Source organism: Dehalobacterium formicoaceticum, assembly GCF_002224645.1.
Taxonomy (GTDB): Bacteria; Bacillota; Dehalobacteriia; order Dehalobacteriales; family Dehalobacteriaceae; genus Dehalobacterium; species Dehalobacterium formicoaceticum.
This window is the reverse complement of record NZ_CP022121.1, coordinates 2,741,946-2,757,454: the sequence shown is the minus strand read 5'-3', so window position 1 is coordinate 2,757,454 and position 15,509 is coordinate 2,741,946. Positions and strand designations below refer to the sequence as shown.

The 15,509-nt window shown below is 43.1% G+C and carries 15 protein-coding genes and 1 pseudogene; all 16 read left to right on the top strand.

Features of this window, described 5'->3' with window-relative positions:
- Window positions 1-27: 27 nt before the first annotated feature.
- Window positions 28-897, top strand: coding sequence for a shikimate dehydrogenase (locus CEQ75_RS13365; protein WP_198306545.1), 870 nt, complete (start codon window positions 28-30; stop codon window positions 895-897).
- A 194-nt stretch (window positions 898-1,091) separates the two neighbouring features.
- Window positions 1,092-1,541 (top strand): MerR family transcriptional regulator, encoded by a 450-nt coding sequence (locus CEQ75_RS13360; protein ID WP_157677472.1) that lies wholly within the window; start codon window positions 1,092-1,094, stop codon window positions 1,539-1,541.
- Window positions 1,542-1,679: 138 nt separating this feature from the next.
- The gene (locus CEQ75_RS13355; RefSeq protein WP_089611400.1) at window positions 1,680-3,377 is read left to right on the top strand and encodes an ATPase, T2SS/T4P/T4SS family; all 1,698 of its coding nucleotides are present in this window, start codon (window positions 1,680-1,682) and stop codon (window positions 3,375-3,377) included.
- Window positions 3,378-3,517: 140 nt separating this feature from the next.
- The gene (locus CEQ75_RS13350) at window positions 3,518-4,564 is read left to right on the top strand and encodes a type IV pilus twitching motility protein PilT (RefSeq protein ID WP_089611398.1); all 1,047 of its coding nucleotides are present in this window, start codon (window positions 3,518-3,520) and stop codon (window positions 4,562-4,564) included.
- A 132-nt stretch (window positions 4,565-4,696) separates the two neighbouring features.
- Complete coding sequence (locus CEQ75_RS13345; protein WP_198306544.1) at window positions 4,697-5,911, top strand: type II secretion system F family protein; 1,215 nt, start codon at window positions 4,697-4,699, stop codon at window positions 5,909-5,911.
- 200 nt (window positions 5,912-6,111) lie between these two features.
- Window positions 6,112-6,498, top strand: a complete 387-nt coding sequence (locus CEQ75_RS19240) for a prepilin-type N-terminal cleavage/methylation domain-containing protein (RefSeq protein WP_089611394.1) — start codon at window positions 6,112-6,114, stop codon at window positions 6,496-6,498.
- 89 nt (window positions 6,499-6,587) lie between these two features.
- Window positions 6,588-7,333, top strand: a pseudogene (locus CEQ75_RS13335) (prepilin peptidase).
- 206 nt (window positions 7,334-7,539) lie between these two features.
- A complete protein-coding gene (locus tag CEQ75_RS13330; RefSeq protein WP_198306543.1) occupies window positions 7,540-8,001 on the top strand; it encodes a prepilin-type N-terminal cleavage/methylation domain-containing protein in 462 nt (153 codons plus the stop codon).
- A 125-nt stretch (window positions 8,002-8,126) separates the two neighbouring features.
- Window positions 8,127-8,522 (top strand): prepilin-type N-terminal cleavage/methylation domain-containing protein, encoded by a 396-nt coding sequence (locus CEQ75_RS13325; protein WP_157677471.1) that lies wholly within the window; start codon window positions 8,127-8,129, stop codon window positions 8,520-8,522.
- An 8-nt stretch (window positions 8,523-8,530) separates the two neighbouring features.
- Complete coding sequence (locus CEQ75_RS13320) at window positions 8,531-9,043, top strand: PilW family protein (protein ID WP_089611388.1); 513 nt, start codon at window positions 8,531-8,533, stop codon at window positions 9,041-9,043.
- Window positions 9,044-9,059: 16 nt separating this feature from the next.
- Window positions 9,060-10,109, top strand: coding sequence for a hypothetical protein (locus CEQ75_RS13315; protein ID WP_089611386.1), 1,050 nt, complete (start codon window positions 9,060-9,062; stop codon window positions 10,107-10,109).
- Between the two features lie 126 nt (window positions 10,110-10,235).
- Window positions 10,236-11,357: a type IV pilus assembly protein PilM gene (gene pilM, locus CEQ75_RS13310; RefSeq protein ID WP_089611384.1), complete on the top strand. Its 1,122-nt coding sequence runs from the start codon at window positions 10,236-10,238 to the stop codon at window positions 11,355-11,357.
- A gap of 2 nt (window positions 11,358-11,359) precedes the next feature.
- Complete coding sequence (locus CEQ75_RS13305) at window positions 11,360-11,908, top strand: PilN domain-containing protein (RefSeq protein WP_089611381.1); 549 nt, start codon at window positions 11,360-11,362, stop codon at window positions 11,906-11,908.
- A complete protein-coding gene (gene pilO / locus CEQ75_RS13300) occupies window positions 11,905-12,987 on the top strand; it encodes a type 4a pilus biogenesis protein PilO (RefSeq protein ID WP_089611379.1) in 1,083 nt (360 codons plus the stop codon). Before CEQ75_RS13305 ends, pilO begins: the two co-directional genes overlap by 4 nt.
- Before the next feature lie 20 nt (window positions 12,988-13,007).
- Window positions 13,008-14,213, top strand: a complete 1,206-nt coding sequence (locus CEQ75_RS13295; protein WP_089611377.1) for a stalk domain-containing protein — start codon at window positions 13,008-13,010, stop codon at window positions 14,211-14,213.
- A gap of 132 nt (window positions 14,214-14,345) precedes the next feature.
- Window positions 14,346-15,509, top strand: a complete 1,164-nt coding sequence (aroC, locus tag CEQ75_RS13290; RefSeq protein WP_089611376.1) for a chorismate synthase — start codon at window positions 14,346-14,348, stop codon at window positions 15,507-15,509.

The following is a 15,509-nucleotide window of genomic DNA, read 5'->3' as shown; positions in this document are numbered from 1 at the left end:
TCAGAGAAAATAACAGGAGGAGAGACCGTGCAGTTATTAGGTATTTTTGGCCATCCGATCACCCATTCATTGTCACCTGACATGCAAAATGCTGCCCTTCAGGAAACGGGTTTGGATCAAAAGTATGTTTATCTACCATTTGATATCTTACCGGAGCATTTGGAAGCAGCCGTGGCATCATTGCCCGTGCTGGGTGCGAGAGGCGTTAATATTACGCTGCCCCATAAAGAAAAAGTCCTGCCCTTATTGGATGATTTAGATCCCCAGGCCCTAGCAATCGGAGCTGTTAATACCGTTCTCCATGAAAATGGAAGGCTGAAAGGCTATAATACCGATGGTTTAGGTTTTATTCGCTCTTTAAGAGAGGAAGGGCAATGCGATCCTTACGGGAAGACAATCTTACTTTTGGGAGCCGGAGGAGCAGCTCGCGCTATTGCCGCCGCTATGATCCTTCAGGGAGCAAAGGAAATTATGATTTTGAATCGTACCCTTGCCCGGGCAGAACCTATTCAGGAAATGATTCAAAACATGGGGGGGACATCTTCCATATATGATTTTTCCCCGGAAGATCTTACAGAGAAAATACAAAGTGCCCAAATCATAATTAATACCACCTCTGTCGGTCTATATCCCCCGGATCAATCTCTTTTAACAGAATACTTGGACGGTCTGCACGGAGGTCAATTGGTCGCCGATATTATATATCATCCCCAGGAAACCTTGCTGTTAAAGCAGGCGAAAGAGAAAGGCTGTGCCACATTATCAGGACTGGGCATGCTAATCTATCAGGGAGCGGAAGCTTTTCGTCTGTGGACAGGTGTGGAAGCACCTGTTTGGGCTATGAGAGCATCCTTGGAAAAAAAGCTGAAAAAAATTGATACATCCGCACATGAATGATGGCATGATCCTGGAACAAGCTTGCATCAAAGATAATGATTATGACTAAAATTTTGAAAAAGCGCTGAAAGGCGCTTTTCTTGTCGCAATTATTCGGTAATAATTACCTGAGATGGAGAGGAAATCAATTTAATTTGAGGAATATATATCAGGTTATAACAAAAATGTGCCTGAGGAAGGAAAGGAGGATTTTGATGGCTGCTTTAACCATTGATCAAGCCGGCAATATCCTGCAAGTAGAGGTAAGTACTCTAAGATATTGGGAAAAGGAATTTAATGACTTTTTAAATATTAATTGCCCTAAGGGACAAAGAGCACGGTATACTGAGGAAAATATTGAAATGTTTTCCCAGATCAAAGAACTTCTCTATAACGAACAATACACGATTAAAGGTGCCAAAAGACGATTGGAGATGGAACGTACCTTAACCAGCGGATTAGGAATAGACTCCAATTTTAAAACGACGGTGTTTTTTATGTTTTCCGCCATTATCCAGGAACTGCAAAAAACTCGGGAAGAAAGCAAGAATCTGGCCAGACAGTTGGAACTACTACGCAAGGAGAAAGAGGACATTGAGGACAAGCTTACTGAAGAACAGCAGAAAAGCCTATGGCAGGTTCTTACCCGCAAATTCAGCAGCTAAAACCGACTTGTCCCAATGGATATTTTGTTGAATATTGCAGGAAATTGAAGAATTTAGTGGAAGTTATTAATGCATTGATCTTTTTTGACGAAGTTTTTGCTTTATGATCTTAATAAAACCAGACTGAGGAGAATCATCGTGGACAGGACAAAAAAGAAACTGGGGGATTGGCTCATAGAAGCCGGGATGATTACTGATCGTAATTTGCAGGAAGCCCTGAACATTCAAAAACGCACTGGGGAGCGGCTTGGTACGATATTGGTTAACCAGGGCTTTACCACGGAACATGATATAATGCAGGTTTTGGCCCGGCAATTGAATGTAGATGCCATTAAACTAGGCAGCGTCGTCCTGCTGCCCAATGTGACCAAATTGGTGCCGGAAGCTTTAATTAAACAGCAGCGGGTGGTCCCGGTAAAAAAAGAGGGCAATAAGCTTTTTGTTGCCATGCCGGACCCCCTAAACCTGGTGGTGCTGGATGATCTTCATCTGGCTACCGGGCTTACTATTGTACCCATGATAGCCATGGAACAAGATATTGATGGTGCTATTAAAAAGCTTTTCGGTTTTCAGGATCTTGTTAATCAAGCCATTTTGGAATTTGAAATTCAGCCGCAGGCAAATTTAGTTGCTTTTGATTTGGATGAACCCCCGGGAGCTTATGGCGTTGAGGCTCCGACGGTGCGTATTGTCAATTCCATTATTAAGCAAGCTGTTCAGGATCGAGCCAGTGACATTCATATCGAGCCCCGGGCAGAGCAATTGCTGATTCGTTTTCGTATCGACGGTGTTTTAAAGGATATATTAGCCCTGCCGAAGCAATCCCATGCTTCAGTGGTATCCCGGATCAAGATCATGGGAGATATGGATATTGCCGAAAAAAGAATTCCTCTGGATGGAAGAATCCAGGTCAAAATTGCTCAACAGGATGTGGATTTACGGGTATCCACCCTGCCCACGATTTTTGGGGAAAAAGTGGTGATCCGTATCTTGGATAAAAGCGGCGTGATTGTAACCCTTGACAAGTTAGGCCTTTCACCGGATATTTTACCTATTTACAGACAAATGGTTCAGCGTTCCTACGGCATGATTATTATAACCGGTCCCACCGGCTCCGGAAAGACCACCACCCTATATTCCACCATCTCAGAAATCAATGCGCCGGAAAAAAACATCGTAACCATTGAAGATCCGGTGGAATATGTTTTGGAAGGGATCAACCAAATTAGAGTGAATGATAAAGCGGGGCTGAATTTTGCCAATGGTTTGCGGGCGATTTTGCGTCAGGACCCGGATATTCTCCTGATCGGGGAAATCCGGGACGGGGAAACGGCTGGTATTGCCGTCAGGGCGGCTACTACCGGCCATTTGGTTTTGACCACACTGCATACCAACGATGCAGCAGGAGCTCTGCCCCGATTAATAGATATGGGGATAGAGCCTTTTTTAGTGGCCTCCACCGTAATTGGAGTGATGGCCCAACGGTTAGTGCGCTTAATCTGTCCCTTGTGCAAGGAAGCTTATGAATTGGCGGAGCATGCCGTGGAAAGAAAATTCATGGGCATTGGACCTGATCAAGGCGTAACCCTTTACCGAGGCAGCGGCTGCCCCCAATGCAGTTTTACCGGATATCGAGGACGGATAGCCATCCAAGAGCTGCTGCCGGTCCGGGAAACCCAGCAACAATTGATCCTGGCCCGCTCTCCGGTCAATGAAATCGCTCAATCTGCCATTGAAGACGGGATGCTGTCTTTAACCCAGGACGGTATCCAAAAGGCATTACTGGGCCTGACGACCATTGACGAAGTGATGCGCGTGGCAACAACCGGACTCTAACCTGACTAACTTGGCATAAGTTTCCTGCTTAGGCAGGAGTCAAATGCCAATTAAGTCATGCATTAGCAGTTCTAAAAACTTGGCAAGAAAATTACTTGCCAAGTTTTTAGAACTTGCGTCAAGGAGGAGCAGATCAACTTATGAATATCAGTGAAATTTTGACGAAGGCTGTAGAAATGAAAGCCTCAGACGTACACCTGACCGCCGGGCGGCCGCCTCTTTTTCGTTTGCTGGGAGATTTGCATGCCCAGGAGCAATGGAAAATGCTCCTGCCCCCGGATACGGAAGCTTTGTGTCGGGAAATGTTTACCCCACGATTGTCTGATGAGATGGATGGTCAGGGACAGGTGGACTTTGCCTATGGCCTCGCCGGATTAGGCCGTTTCCGGGTCAATGTCTTTAAGCAGCGCAATAGTTTCTGTGCGGCTATCCGGGTGATCAATCCGGAGATCGTCAGTCTGGAGGAACTAAATCTTCCTCCTGTGGTGGGAGAGCTTGCCCGGAGACCACGGGGCATGGTACTGGTGACGGGACCAACGGGAAGCGGTAAATCCACCACCCTGGCCTCGATGATCGATTTGGTCAATATAGAATACAAAAAACATATTCTCACCTTGGAGGATCCTATAGAATTTCTTCATAAACATAAGAATTGTATCGTCAACCAAAGGGAAATCGGTACTGATACCCATTCTTTTTCAGATGGATTGCGCGCCGGTCTCCGGGAGGACCCGGATGTAATTTTAGTGGGAGAAATGCGTGATCCGGAAACCATTTCCATTGCCGTAACCGCTGCAGAAACCGGCCATTTGGTGTTAACCACCCTCCATACTTCCAGTGCCGCTCAGACGGTGGAGAGAATCATTGACGTTTTTCCTCCACATCAGCAACAACAGATTCGAGTACAATTAGCCTCCACCATCCAGGGGGTTATTTCTCAAACTCTCTTAAAACGGGCAGACGGAAAAGGACGCATTGCAGCGGCAGAGATATTGATCGGTACGCCGGCTGTGCGTAATTTAATCAGGGAAGGGAAAACACACCAATTAAATTCCATGATTCAGACCGGGGGGCAATATGGCATGCAAAGCCTGGACTCTACCTTAAGAAAGATGATTCATGAGGGTACGATTTTGATGAAAGAAGCTTTGACACAAAATGCAAATTTCCAAGCGCAATCTATTTAATGGAAAATTAATATAACAGATGCAGAAATTTGAAGGAAATCTTCATTTTAAGTCGAATAAGCTATAAGACTAAAAGCAGAGAGAAATTACATACAATTATTATTGATGCATGACAAACGGAGTGGAGGAACCATGGCGGAATATGCTTATAAGGTGCGGGATATGGGGGGAAGAGTAATTACCGGTACCATGAAAGCGGAAAATGAACGCATAGTCGTGGAAGAATTACGCAATCGGGATTATCTTATTGTGGATGTAGCAGAAAAAACCGTGCGGAATTTTAATATTAAACTACCCAAACTGGAATCTTCTGTTAAAGCAAAAGACCTGGCTATGTTTTGCCGGCAACTTTCCACTTTGATGAATGCCGGTGTGCCCCTGGTCAACTGCATAAGAATTCTCCAGGAGCAAACGGAGAAGGGCGTGCTGAAAGACGCCTTACAGGAGGTTGTAAGTCACCTGGAAGAAGGAAACTCCTTAGCCCAATCCCTGCGTCCGTATCCCAAAGTTTTTCCGGATATTTTTGTCAATATGGTGGAAACGGGAGAACTAAGCGGTACCATTGATGAGGTAATGGAGCGCTTAGCCATTAACTATGAACGCGAACATGACATCCGGGAAAAAGTAAAATCATCCATGACCTATCCATTGGTCATTCTTATTGTGGCGGTTTTAGGCATGTCCATTATGCTGATTTTTATTGTTCCCATGTTAGTCGGTATGTTAATAGAAAATGGGGCAGAACTTCCTTTAATCACCCGCATCGTGCTCGGTGCCAGTGAATTTACAAAAAACTATTGGTATCTCATTCTTTTGATTTTTATTGGTCTTTATTATGGTACCAAACAGGCTTTTAAGAAAAGAAATGTGCGGGAAGCTTTCGATCGGTTTTTATTAAAGATGCCGGTATTTGGTGAATTAATTCAAATCTACATTGTGAGCCGTTTTTCCCGGACACTGGGAAGTATGTTGCGCTCCGGTGTGCCGATTGTGGAAGCCTTAGGCACTGTACAACGCACTGTAGGAAATCTGGCTGTTTCCCGGGAAGTGGACATTGCTAAGGAAAGCATCCTTAAAGGAAAAGGCATTGCCGAGCCTTTAAAATATTCCCAGGTGTTTCCTCCCATGGTGGTTAATATGATTGCTGTAGGGGAGGAAAGCGGTGCTTTAGACACCATGCTGGAAAAGGTAGCCATCTTTTACGACCGGGAAGTGGATACCCGTTTGGATCGACTGGCATCGTTGGTAGAACCACTTCTGATTGTAGGATTGGGTGTGGTCTTGGGTTTTATGATTATTGCCATGATGCTGCCCATTTTGGATATTACATCAGGTTCCACGATTTAAATTTATGATTTAAAATAAGATATCAATTTCCCAAAATTTCGGCAATTGTGCACTTATCAAAGAAATCTCCTTAAAAAGTGCCGGAGAGTGCCGGAGCAAAATTTTCATGCTAAAAAGATGGAGTGCGATCCATCTTTTTAGCGGAAGGATTTTGATTGGGAATAAATTAACAAAAAATCTTTAATAAAGGAGGTGAAAAAATGTTACAAAAAATTCGTGATCTGATCAAGAGTGATAAAGGTTTTACCCTAATTGAATTGGTGGTAGTCGTTGTAATTCTCGGTATCCTGGCCGCTATTGCCATTCCTCGGTTTATGGATCGAACAGAAGCTGCTACTAAGGCAAGAGCTGATGCGGACACAAAGATAGTTCAAAATGCCATTGATTTGTATTTAGCTGATGATACGACAAGAACATTTGACAATGTTACTGCGTATGATTCTGATGGAGCTAAGACAGAGACGGGATTTGCCAACCTGATTACTAATGGCTATATTAAGGACGTTCCCGTCCCACCGGCAGGATACACATATGAAGTTACTGGTGGTGAGTTCAAAGCTACGCCTGCCACACCTGCTACACCTTAAGGAGAAGGAGAATAAACCTAATTCCGGAGTGACAGGATCCATGATAATCCTGTCACTCCTAAATACATCCCACAAATCTGAGGTGCTTAATGGACTATTTCTTAATTTTTCTCATCGGTTTGATGATCGGCAGTTTCTTAAACGTGTGTATTGACCGGATTCCCCAAGGAGAATCCGTAATTTATCCTCCCAGTCATTGTGAGAGCTGTGGGAAGAGCTTAAAACCAATAGAGCTGATTCCTTTAATCAGTTATCTGTTATTCCATGGGAAATGCCGTAATTGCGGGACTTCACTTTCCTGGCGCTATCCCGGGCTTGAACTTCTCACCGGTTTTGTTTTTTTCTTGGTATATTATTTTACTCCTTGGGATGTGAAAATTTTACCTTACTTGATCCTAACCTCAATATTGATAGTGATTTCCTTTATTGACCTGGATCATTTTCGAATACCTAATTATTTAATCCTTTTAGGTTTGGTCACTGGGATCATTTTTAATATTTTTTGTCCCTTTATATATTGGTTCGATGCTTTGCCCGGTTTTATGACCGGAGGCGGGATACTTTTTTTAATTTCTTTAGCCAGTCGGGGAGGTATGGGTGGGGGGACATTAAGCTGGGTTCCATGATCGGTTTTTATCTGGGATGGCAGCTGGTGTTACTCACCATATTTATGGGGGCCCTTTTTGCTTCCATAATAAGCATTTTTCTGATTTCGGGTAAAAGTAAATCCAGAAAGGATGCCATTCCTTTTGGACCTTTTTTATCTTTGGGTGCACTGACAAGTATCATGTTTGGCAACAACATCATCTCATGGTATGTTGCAAGATTTTTTTAAGATGATGATCACGTTGTTTTAAGTACAGATTCTAAGAGACAAAATATGACCATTTTCCAACAAATCAAAAGACAAACATCATATTATTAGCTTTGATCCTCTTAGTTTCTCATAGGTCTTCTTGAATATGTGGAAATAATAAGGAAACTATAAATCTTAGATTATTTAGATTATTATGCAAATTGATATAAATGAGGTTTCTTCTGATGATGAGAAGGAGTAATAACCAAAAGGGCTTTACCCTGATTGAAATTACCCTGGTCTTAGTCATTTTTGGAATTTTATTAGCTATTGCTTATCCCAGGGCTGCCCATTTAAAATACAAATTTGATTTAGAGATGGCCACTCGGTATATGATATCCGATATCAGGAAATGGCAATTTCAAGCCATTGCTGAGCAAAAGGATTATCGCTTTGTTTTAGATGCCGGTAAAAAAACCTATTCTTTTCGGGATGGGATGAAAATTAAGGAGGTCAGAGACTTAAGCTCCATGATAACGAGTATTAGCCCTACAGAGGGAATGAGTGAATTTTATTTGAGACCCTCCGGGACAACCAGCCGGGCAGGACATTTTCTTCTTAAAAACGCAGTTAACGATAAAAAATTCATTTACGTGCTCAATACAACGGGAAGAATACGAGCTTCTGACATCCCACCGGCGCCATAAACGGTGTAATTTATAACGGGACATACGGTGATAGCCCATTTTCATTCTAAACCTTTGGAGAATAAGTTTTGCCAATATAAAAATTGATTTTGGGTTTGGATGAAATTATAAGAATGAGGTTCATCATGAATAGGAAAAATCGATGTGATGCCGGTTTTACTTTTGTGGAAGTAATTGTAGCTATGGTCATTATTATGATTGGGGTGATCCCTTTATTGGGCCTTCTTAACAGCAGCCTGAGAAATTATGACCGCTCCACGAAAACATCCGTTGCCCTTCATATCGCGGAAAAAGAAATTGAAGGGTTAGGGGAAGTGGACCTAAGTACATATATTGAAACTTCTGACTGGACTGAAGTCGCTGGATCCAAGGGATACGAATATAAAAATAAGATCACGGATGTATCCTATGCGGTTAATGGGGAACAGGTGCAATTCTATCGTGTTGAAGTTTGGGTGAAATGGGGGTCCCTAGGACAGGAGCATGAAGTTTTCTTGAGGAACTATACGGCCGGGAAGTAGGCGGAATAATGATGAAAAATGATCAGGGCTTAACATTAATTGAAATCGTTATTTCCATGGTTTTATTTGGTATCCTTTTAACGCCGGCTTTTGCCCTTTTTTCATCGGGTTTAAAGTCCTGGACTCATGGGACGGAACAAATCGATGTGGTGCAAAATATGCGTTTTACTATGGACCGTATGACCTCAGAGATCCGTCAGACTGTGAAAGATCCAGCACCGGTTCTTCCTGCCACTGGAACAACTGCTTCAACAATTTCTTTTTATATCCCCAAAATTGATGCTGCAGGTAAATTTATTGGAACTGCAAAAATTTCTTATCAATATGACACAGGAGACAAAGAGCTAGAACGAAAGGAAGAACCTGGTTCCTATCAGCCGGTTGCTAATAAGATCAAATCTGTGACTTTCGAATATAACGAACTTATGTCTACATTAGAGATTACCTTAGTGGGTATGGGGCAGGATGGTCATGAAATAATCATGACATCCAGTATCGTACTGCGTGCAGTAAGCAGATAAAGGTGGGATCAAATTGATGAAGCTTGTTAAAAATGACAGGGGGGCCATCCTTGTATTTGTCGCTTTTGCTTTGGTCACTTTATTTGTTTTAGGCACTTTTTTGCTGGACATTTCTAAAACAGATTTTGATATAAGCAAAACCCAGGTGGCCAGAGTACAGGCAAATTACAATGCGGAATCAATTTTTAATCAGGTGATGGCTCAACTACTTGTTGATGAAGATAAACTGATGGCGTTAAAAACCATTATCAATGATCTGCCTATGGGCGGAAAAGCTTCTTTTGACTTAAGTATACCGATAATAGCTGAGAATGGAGGAATTACCTGGCCTAACCCAAAGAAATATGTGCATTTTACCGTTCAAAAAAATAATCCTGATGATATTACCCTTTCAACTGAAGTGACCGGTAACTATTCAGGTAAATACGGAAAGGCAACAAAAAACCTGAGAGTTCAATCCCGGATCTCTTTGGCTGACGGCTGGATACTACCGGAAGATGCAGCAATCGTATCAGGCAGTACAATCGAGTATAAGAAAGATACTACCATTACAGGAGAACTTTTTGAAAAACAACCAGAATTGATTCCCAATTTAGATTTGAATCAATTTACATCATGGCAATCCCCTCCCCTTGGATGGTCAGGAGACCTAGCGGAATTAGCTCCGGGGAATTATTATTGTTCATCTCCTATAGAATTTTATGGCACTTATTCAGGACATATTGTATTGGTTTTTGATGATAGTGTTAAACTCAGGAAAGACACTGCGATTAATGCTGTCGAACAAGATAATTATGTTGACAATTCCTTAATCATCATTACCTTTGGGGACATTGAAATTAAAAAAGAAAATAAATATTCTGGGGTATATCTCGCGCCTTATGGTTCTGTGGACATAGATAAAGCAGGAAATTTTACGGGGACGATCCTTTGTAAGGATTATTTTTATGCCAAAAAAGATTTTACCATAACATATAATGAGGAACTTGCCAATGTCTTTAATAGTTTTATCAACACTACATTATCTTACAGCAATATTAATTTTGATATCGTTAATTGGAAATAAGGACCTATTTTAAGATTTTATTCTTTTAGTATTTATTAGTTGTTTATTGTTGAAGGAATAAGTGCACATTAGGCTTTGGCTTAGATGCTTACGTAAGCAAATTTTTCTAGGGAAGGGAATAACAACTTGCTGAACAAAATCACCACGCAATTCCAAAAACGTATCCTTAAGAAGGAGAACTTTCTCGGCATCGATATCGGAACCCGGGATATTAAAATGGTGGAGATGGCTGCCAAAAGCCAAACTCAGATTACCCGCATGGGCCGCATCCCCACCCCTGACGGTGCCGTAGATGATGGCGCCATAGTGCAGGTAGAGCAAGTGGCAGATGCACTGCGCTCTATGGTAGCGCAATCCGGAACTAAGACCCGCAGGGCAGTAACCATTATTTCCGGGAAAAATGTTATCATTCGCTATATTAAATTACCCAGAATGAGTGAAAAAGAAGTGGCCTCTACCCTGAAATGGGATGCAGACAAGTATATTCCTCTTTCTTCCGGCACAGATTTGATTATTGAACATTTGGTGCTGGGTGATACCATGGAGGAGGGCGCGCCCCTGATGAATGTGCTCTTAGTTGCAGTGCCCAGACGGTTGGTTTATTTGATCCATGAAACCTTTACCAAAGCTGATCTGACATTAATGGCGGTAGAAATTGAACCACTATCCCTATGGCGCAGTATAGGCAGCAATGTGGTGATACGAACGGGAGCTGTAGTGAACCGTATGGATACCTTTATCGGTTTGGATGTTGGGGCCAAAGCATCTAACCTGGTGGTTTTCCAGGGCGAAGAGTTGAAATTCTCTCGCAATATTACCATCGGCGGGGATGACTTAACGAAAAAAGTGGTCAATTCATTGGGATTAGAATTTAATGCCGCCCAGCTGATTAAAGAAAGGGATGGCAGACTTTTTAAAGAAGAAGAGGAAAACCTCTCCCCGGAAAAAGAAAATCTTTATCATGTACTTCGGGAAAGCGTGCCTCCTTTGATTGCTGAAATTCGCCGATCTATGGAATTCTACCGCTCCCAATATAAGCAAAGTGATCCCCAAGCCATGATTATTACCGGGGGAGGCTCCAAATTAAAAGGCATGGTGGATTTCTTTCACCAAGAGATGGAGCTAAGGGTTATTCCCGGCTTGCAAAATTTTACGATTCAAGAAGATGCTGAGTTGAAAGGCCATGAAATGAATCAGGTTGATCCGGCCTTTGCCGTTGCCATTGGCCTGGCTTTGAGAGAGGTGTGACCATGAACAAAAACATCAATCTCTTGCCGCCGAAATTACGAAACAGCACCACGAAAAACCAGATTGATTTAATGAAGGTTTTGCTGGTCCTGATTGGAGTTACCGTTCTGGCTGGGTACACTCTTTTCTTTGGCTGGATTAAGTTTTCCGAATACCGTTCAGTACGTCTGGAACGCCAATTAACGTCTATCTTGCCGGAAAAATCGGAAGCAGAAACATTCCAAAAAGAAAGTAAACGATTGGAACAGGAAATCGTCGAATTAACAAATATTACGAAGGAAAAAAAACGATGGTCTCCCTTTCTCGCAGATATAAACAATCGGTTACCCCAGGATATTTGGATTACAAATTTTACCTGTGACCAGGAAAAAAACTTCCAACTGCAGGGTTTAGCTGGCAATCTTTCCACCATCGGGGTATTTCTTTATGAGCTTAATGAGCTTCCTTATTTTCAGGAACTCCGTCTGGTACGTTCCAAAGAAATCAAGGTAGGAACAGCCATCTTGGTGGATTATGTGCTGGTGGGAAAGTTAGCAGAGGGAAGTGAATGATAATGCTGGAATCCTTGTCTAAAAGAGAAAAAAATCTTATCAACATCTTACTGGCCTTTATTCTCATTGCCTTAATTTATTGGGGTTTTGGCCGGGTTTTATTCCCCAAATATGCTGTGGTGGCTCATGAAATTGAGGGAAAGAAAAGTGAACTGGAAGAAACCCGGGCATTGATTGCCATGCTCCCCAACCTGGAAGAAGAATACCTGCAGTTAAAGGAAGATGCAGACCGCCTTAAAATCCCCATGAACACAGAGGTGAGAAATGGCATCAATTATTACTTTATTGGCCAGCATGCCGTCGATAACAATATAATTATCACCCAAGTCAATCCCAAACCCTTGGACAGCAATCAGGCCGTTCTCAAAATTCCTTTTGAGATCCGGGTGCGGGGATATTATCAGGATATCGTGAATTTTATCAGACTGGTGGAGCAGGATATGCCCAATACCTCTGAGCTTTTGTCACTCCAATTACATCCATATGTAGAAGATGAGGAGACAAAGGATACAGCGAAAAACCAGAAAACTACAAATGATAATGCAGATAAAACAAGCCAGGGAAACAAGGAAAATGTGGAAAAGGAAGAAAAAAAGGACACGTCACCTGCCGACTATCAAGATCCCGTCATTGTCGGTAATAATCCGGAGGTTGTGGGTGTTTTAAGTATCGTAACTTATATGGTACGCAGCCCGGAAAATTTACAACTGGCTCAGGAAAGCATCCCATTGGGACGTTTTGACGTTTTTAATCCAACAGTTGATGTACCTGCAAACCCTGTCGGTACGGTCGGCATGGAAGAATCCGAAACAGTTGTGACGGATGAAAATCTAAGTGCTCCGGAGATGGATCCTATTATTGATGATTCAGGAGATCCATTTGCTACTAAATCTCCTATCTCGTCAGCTGCAGATCCAACAGGTTCGGCTAAACCGAAAGGGGCGGCAGGGTCCGAGATGAAGACCGAAAAAGAGGAAAAAACCCCAACTGCTCCTGCAAATAAGGAAAAGGTCTCATCACCCGTGCCGGAAGTCTTTGTCAAGGAAACCGGTGATTATAGTTTCCCGGTAAGGGAATAAAGCATGAGAAGGATGGAAAGATGAAGAACAAAAACGTTTTCATATCTATGTTTATATTTTTTACCCTTTTTATTTTTGCTCTCCCTGTCTTTGGGTCGGAAAATTCCTACTCCACCCGGGTTTCCGTTACTTACCGGGGCATTCAGGTTTATCTGAATGGTCAGATCATCGGCGGAGAAGCACCTTTTATTTTGAATCAAAAGGGAATTGTTATGGTTCCGGTGCGTACCATCGCAGAGGCCACCGGGAGAACTGTCCTCTGGGATCAGGCAGAAAATATGGTAAGAATCTCTGAGTCAATCAACTCTCAGACCAATCAGGGAAAAACGGGTGGATCCGTCCTTTCTTTGGACGCGGCAAAACAGGAAGTTGCGGTCACCTATCGCAATATTCAAATTTTTTCCGGATCCCGTAAGATTACAGGCGAAGAACCTTTTATTTTAACCGGCAAAGGCATTGTCATGGTTCCTCTCCGCGGAGTTGTTGAGGCCACCGGACTCCCAGTCAACTGGGATGGCATGGAAAACAAGGTTTATATCGGCACCATGCCTAAAAACGTCAACTTAAAGGATAATATCCCCTCAGATAACAAAAGTACCGGATCCTCCCGGGAAAAGAAAGTTGACTTACAGGATATGATGGTGATTCGCAACGTAGGACCATTCTTTCGCCAAAGGGATCCCTTTGTCATTGTTGCCGACACTTATGCTAAAGGTTTAGGGGTGCGTTTAAGTACCGGCAGTGCAGAAATAGTGCTGAGAACCAACAGAGAATTTCAGGCCATCGAAGGCTGGCTGGGCGTTGATGACGAAACCAATAATACCAACGGTGCTTATTACCTTTCAATTTTTTCCGATAGTCATGAAGTACTCAGTAATGTGATCACAGAAGGAGGTGCGGAAAAAATAATTAAGCGTACCCCTAAGGAGTATGATTATGACTATCAGCTGGTAGACATGGAAGTTGATGATGGAGATAATAAAGATGGTCAGCCCGGACTTTATCAAACTGAGTATCCGGTTAATTCCCATCTTTATGAGAAAAAACCTCTCTTTTTAGGCGGTCCTATCTACCCCGCTTCTTATCCCAAATATATCAGTCCTGCGGTGACAGACATTTCCGATGCCTTGACGGTGACGATTCGTGTCACTTGGATTCCTGGATCTGAAGGGAAGTACAATGATTTGACCGCCGTTTTAGCGGATTTTAAATTTATTAAAAAATAAACCTAGTTGCCAGCCGGATCATTCCGGCCAATAATTGACAAAGTTTTATTTTCCCGGCATAATTAAAGAGCACGTGGACTGCGTGTTCTTTCTGTATATTAGATCCGTTGAAACGAACAAAGGAGGCAGGCTATGCGTTTTCTTACAGCAGGAGAATCCCACGGACCGATGCTGACAGCTATTATTGAAGGGTTTCCGGCAAATTTGCCCCTAACGGCCGATTTTATCAACCAGGAATTAGCCCGCCGGCAGATGGGTTATGGACGGGGGGGCAGGATGCAGATTGAGCAAGATCAAGTGGAAATTTTGTCTGGGGTGCGTAATGGTTTGACCATGGGAAGCCCCATTACCTTACAAATTAAGAACCGGGATTGGGTGAACTGGGCCGAAGTGATGTCACCTGCACCGGGAGCGGATATGACAACAAAAAAAATTACCCGGCCACGTCCCGGTCATGCCGACTTAACCGGCAGCATAAAATATGATCAGGGTGATATGAGAAATATCCTGGAAAGATCCAGTGCCCGGGAAACAGCATCTCGGGTAGCCGTTGGTGCAGTGGCCAAAGCGCTGCTCAAGGAAATGGATATCATGGTTTTTGGACGTGTGGTAGCGATTGGAGGGATCAAAGATACCAATCCCCTGCCCGGAATTCCCTGGGAAGAGTTATTTTCCCAAGTAGAAAATTCTCCTGTACGCTGCTTTGATGAGCAAGTTTCTGAAAACATTTTGAGAATGATCGATCAGGCCAAAAAGGAAGGGGATACCTTAGGAGGGGTTTTTGAAATCATCATTACCAAGGTACCCGCAGGCTTGGGCAGCCATGTTCATTGGGAGCGGAAAATTGACGGACGTTTAGCGGGGGCTTTAATGAGCATTCAGGGAATTAAAGGTGTAGAAGTGGGCTTGGGTATTCAGTCAGCTGACCAACCGGGTTCCAAAGTACATGATGAGATTGGGTATGAAGAAAATAACGGCTTTTTCCGTTATTCCAACCATGCCGGGGGCATCGAAGGGGGGATGTCCAACGGTGAACCCATCGTCATCCGGGCAGCCATGAAACCGATTCCCACTTTGATGAAGCCCTTGAATACGGTGGATCGTGCTACAAAGGAAAAGTTAACGGCCCAAGTAGAACGGTCCGATGTATGTGCTGTTCCTGCCGCCTGTGTGGTCGGGGAAGCAGTGGCAGCATGGGAAATCGCCCGCTCACTTCAAGAAAAGTTTGGAGGAGATACCCTGGAAGAAATGAAAGAAAGGGTGAAGAAATACAGAATATATTTAAGGCAGGTGTAG

Bases quoted from the DNA above. Each gene is read 5' to 3' on its own strand.
- CEQ75_RS13360 (WP_157677472.1), top strand. From the start codon at position 1,092: ATGGCTGCTTTAACCATTGATCAAGCCGGCAATATCCTGCAAGTAGAG.
- CEQ75_RS13350 (WP_089611398.1), top strand. From the start codon at position 3,518: ATGAATATCAGTGAAATTTTGACGAAGGCTGTAGAAATGAAAGCCTCA.
- CEQ75_RS13345 (WP_198306544.1), top strand. From the start codon at position 4,697: ATGGCGGAATATGCTTATAAGGTGCGGGATATGGGGGGAAGAGTAATT.
- CEQ75_RS19240 (WP_089611394.1), top strand. From the start codon at position 6,112: ATGTTACAAAAAATTCGTGATCTGATCAAGAGTGATAAAGGTTTTACC.
- CEQ75_RS13330 (WP_198306543.1), top strand. From the start codon at position 7,540: ATGATGAGAAGGAGTAATAACCAAAAGGGCTTTACCCTGATTGAAATT.
- CEQ75_RS13325 (WP_157677471.1), top strand. From the start codon at position 8,127: ATGAATAGGAAAAATCGATGTGATGCCGGTTTTACTTTTGTGGAAGTA.
- CEQ75_RS13320 (WP_089611388.1), top strand. From the start codon at position 8,531: ATGATGAAAAATGATCAGGGCTTAACATTAATTGAAATCGTTATTTCC.
- CEQ75_RS13315 (WP_089611386.1), top strand. From the start codon at position 9,060: ATGAAGCTTGTTAAAAATGACAGGGGGGCCATCCTTGTATTTGTCGCT.
- CEQ75_RS13305 (WP_089611381.1), top strand. From the start codon at position 11,360: ATGAACAAAAACATCAATCTCTTGCCGCCGAAATTACGAAACAGCACC.
- pilO (WP_089611379.1), top strand. From the start codon at position 11,905: ATGATAATGCTGGAATCCTTGTCTAAAAGAGAAAAAAATCTTATCAAC.
- CEQ75_RS13295 (WP_089611377.1), top strand. From the start codon at position 13,008: ATGAAGAACAAAAACGTTTTCATATCTATGTTTATATTTTTTACCCTT.
- aroC (WP_089611376.1), top strand. From the start codon at position 14,346: ATGCGTTTTCTTACAGCAGGAGAATCCCACGGACCGATGCTGACAGCT.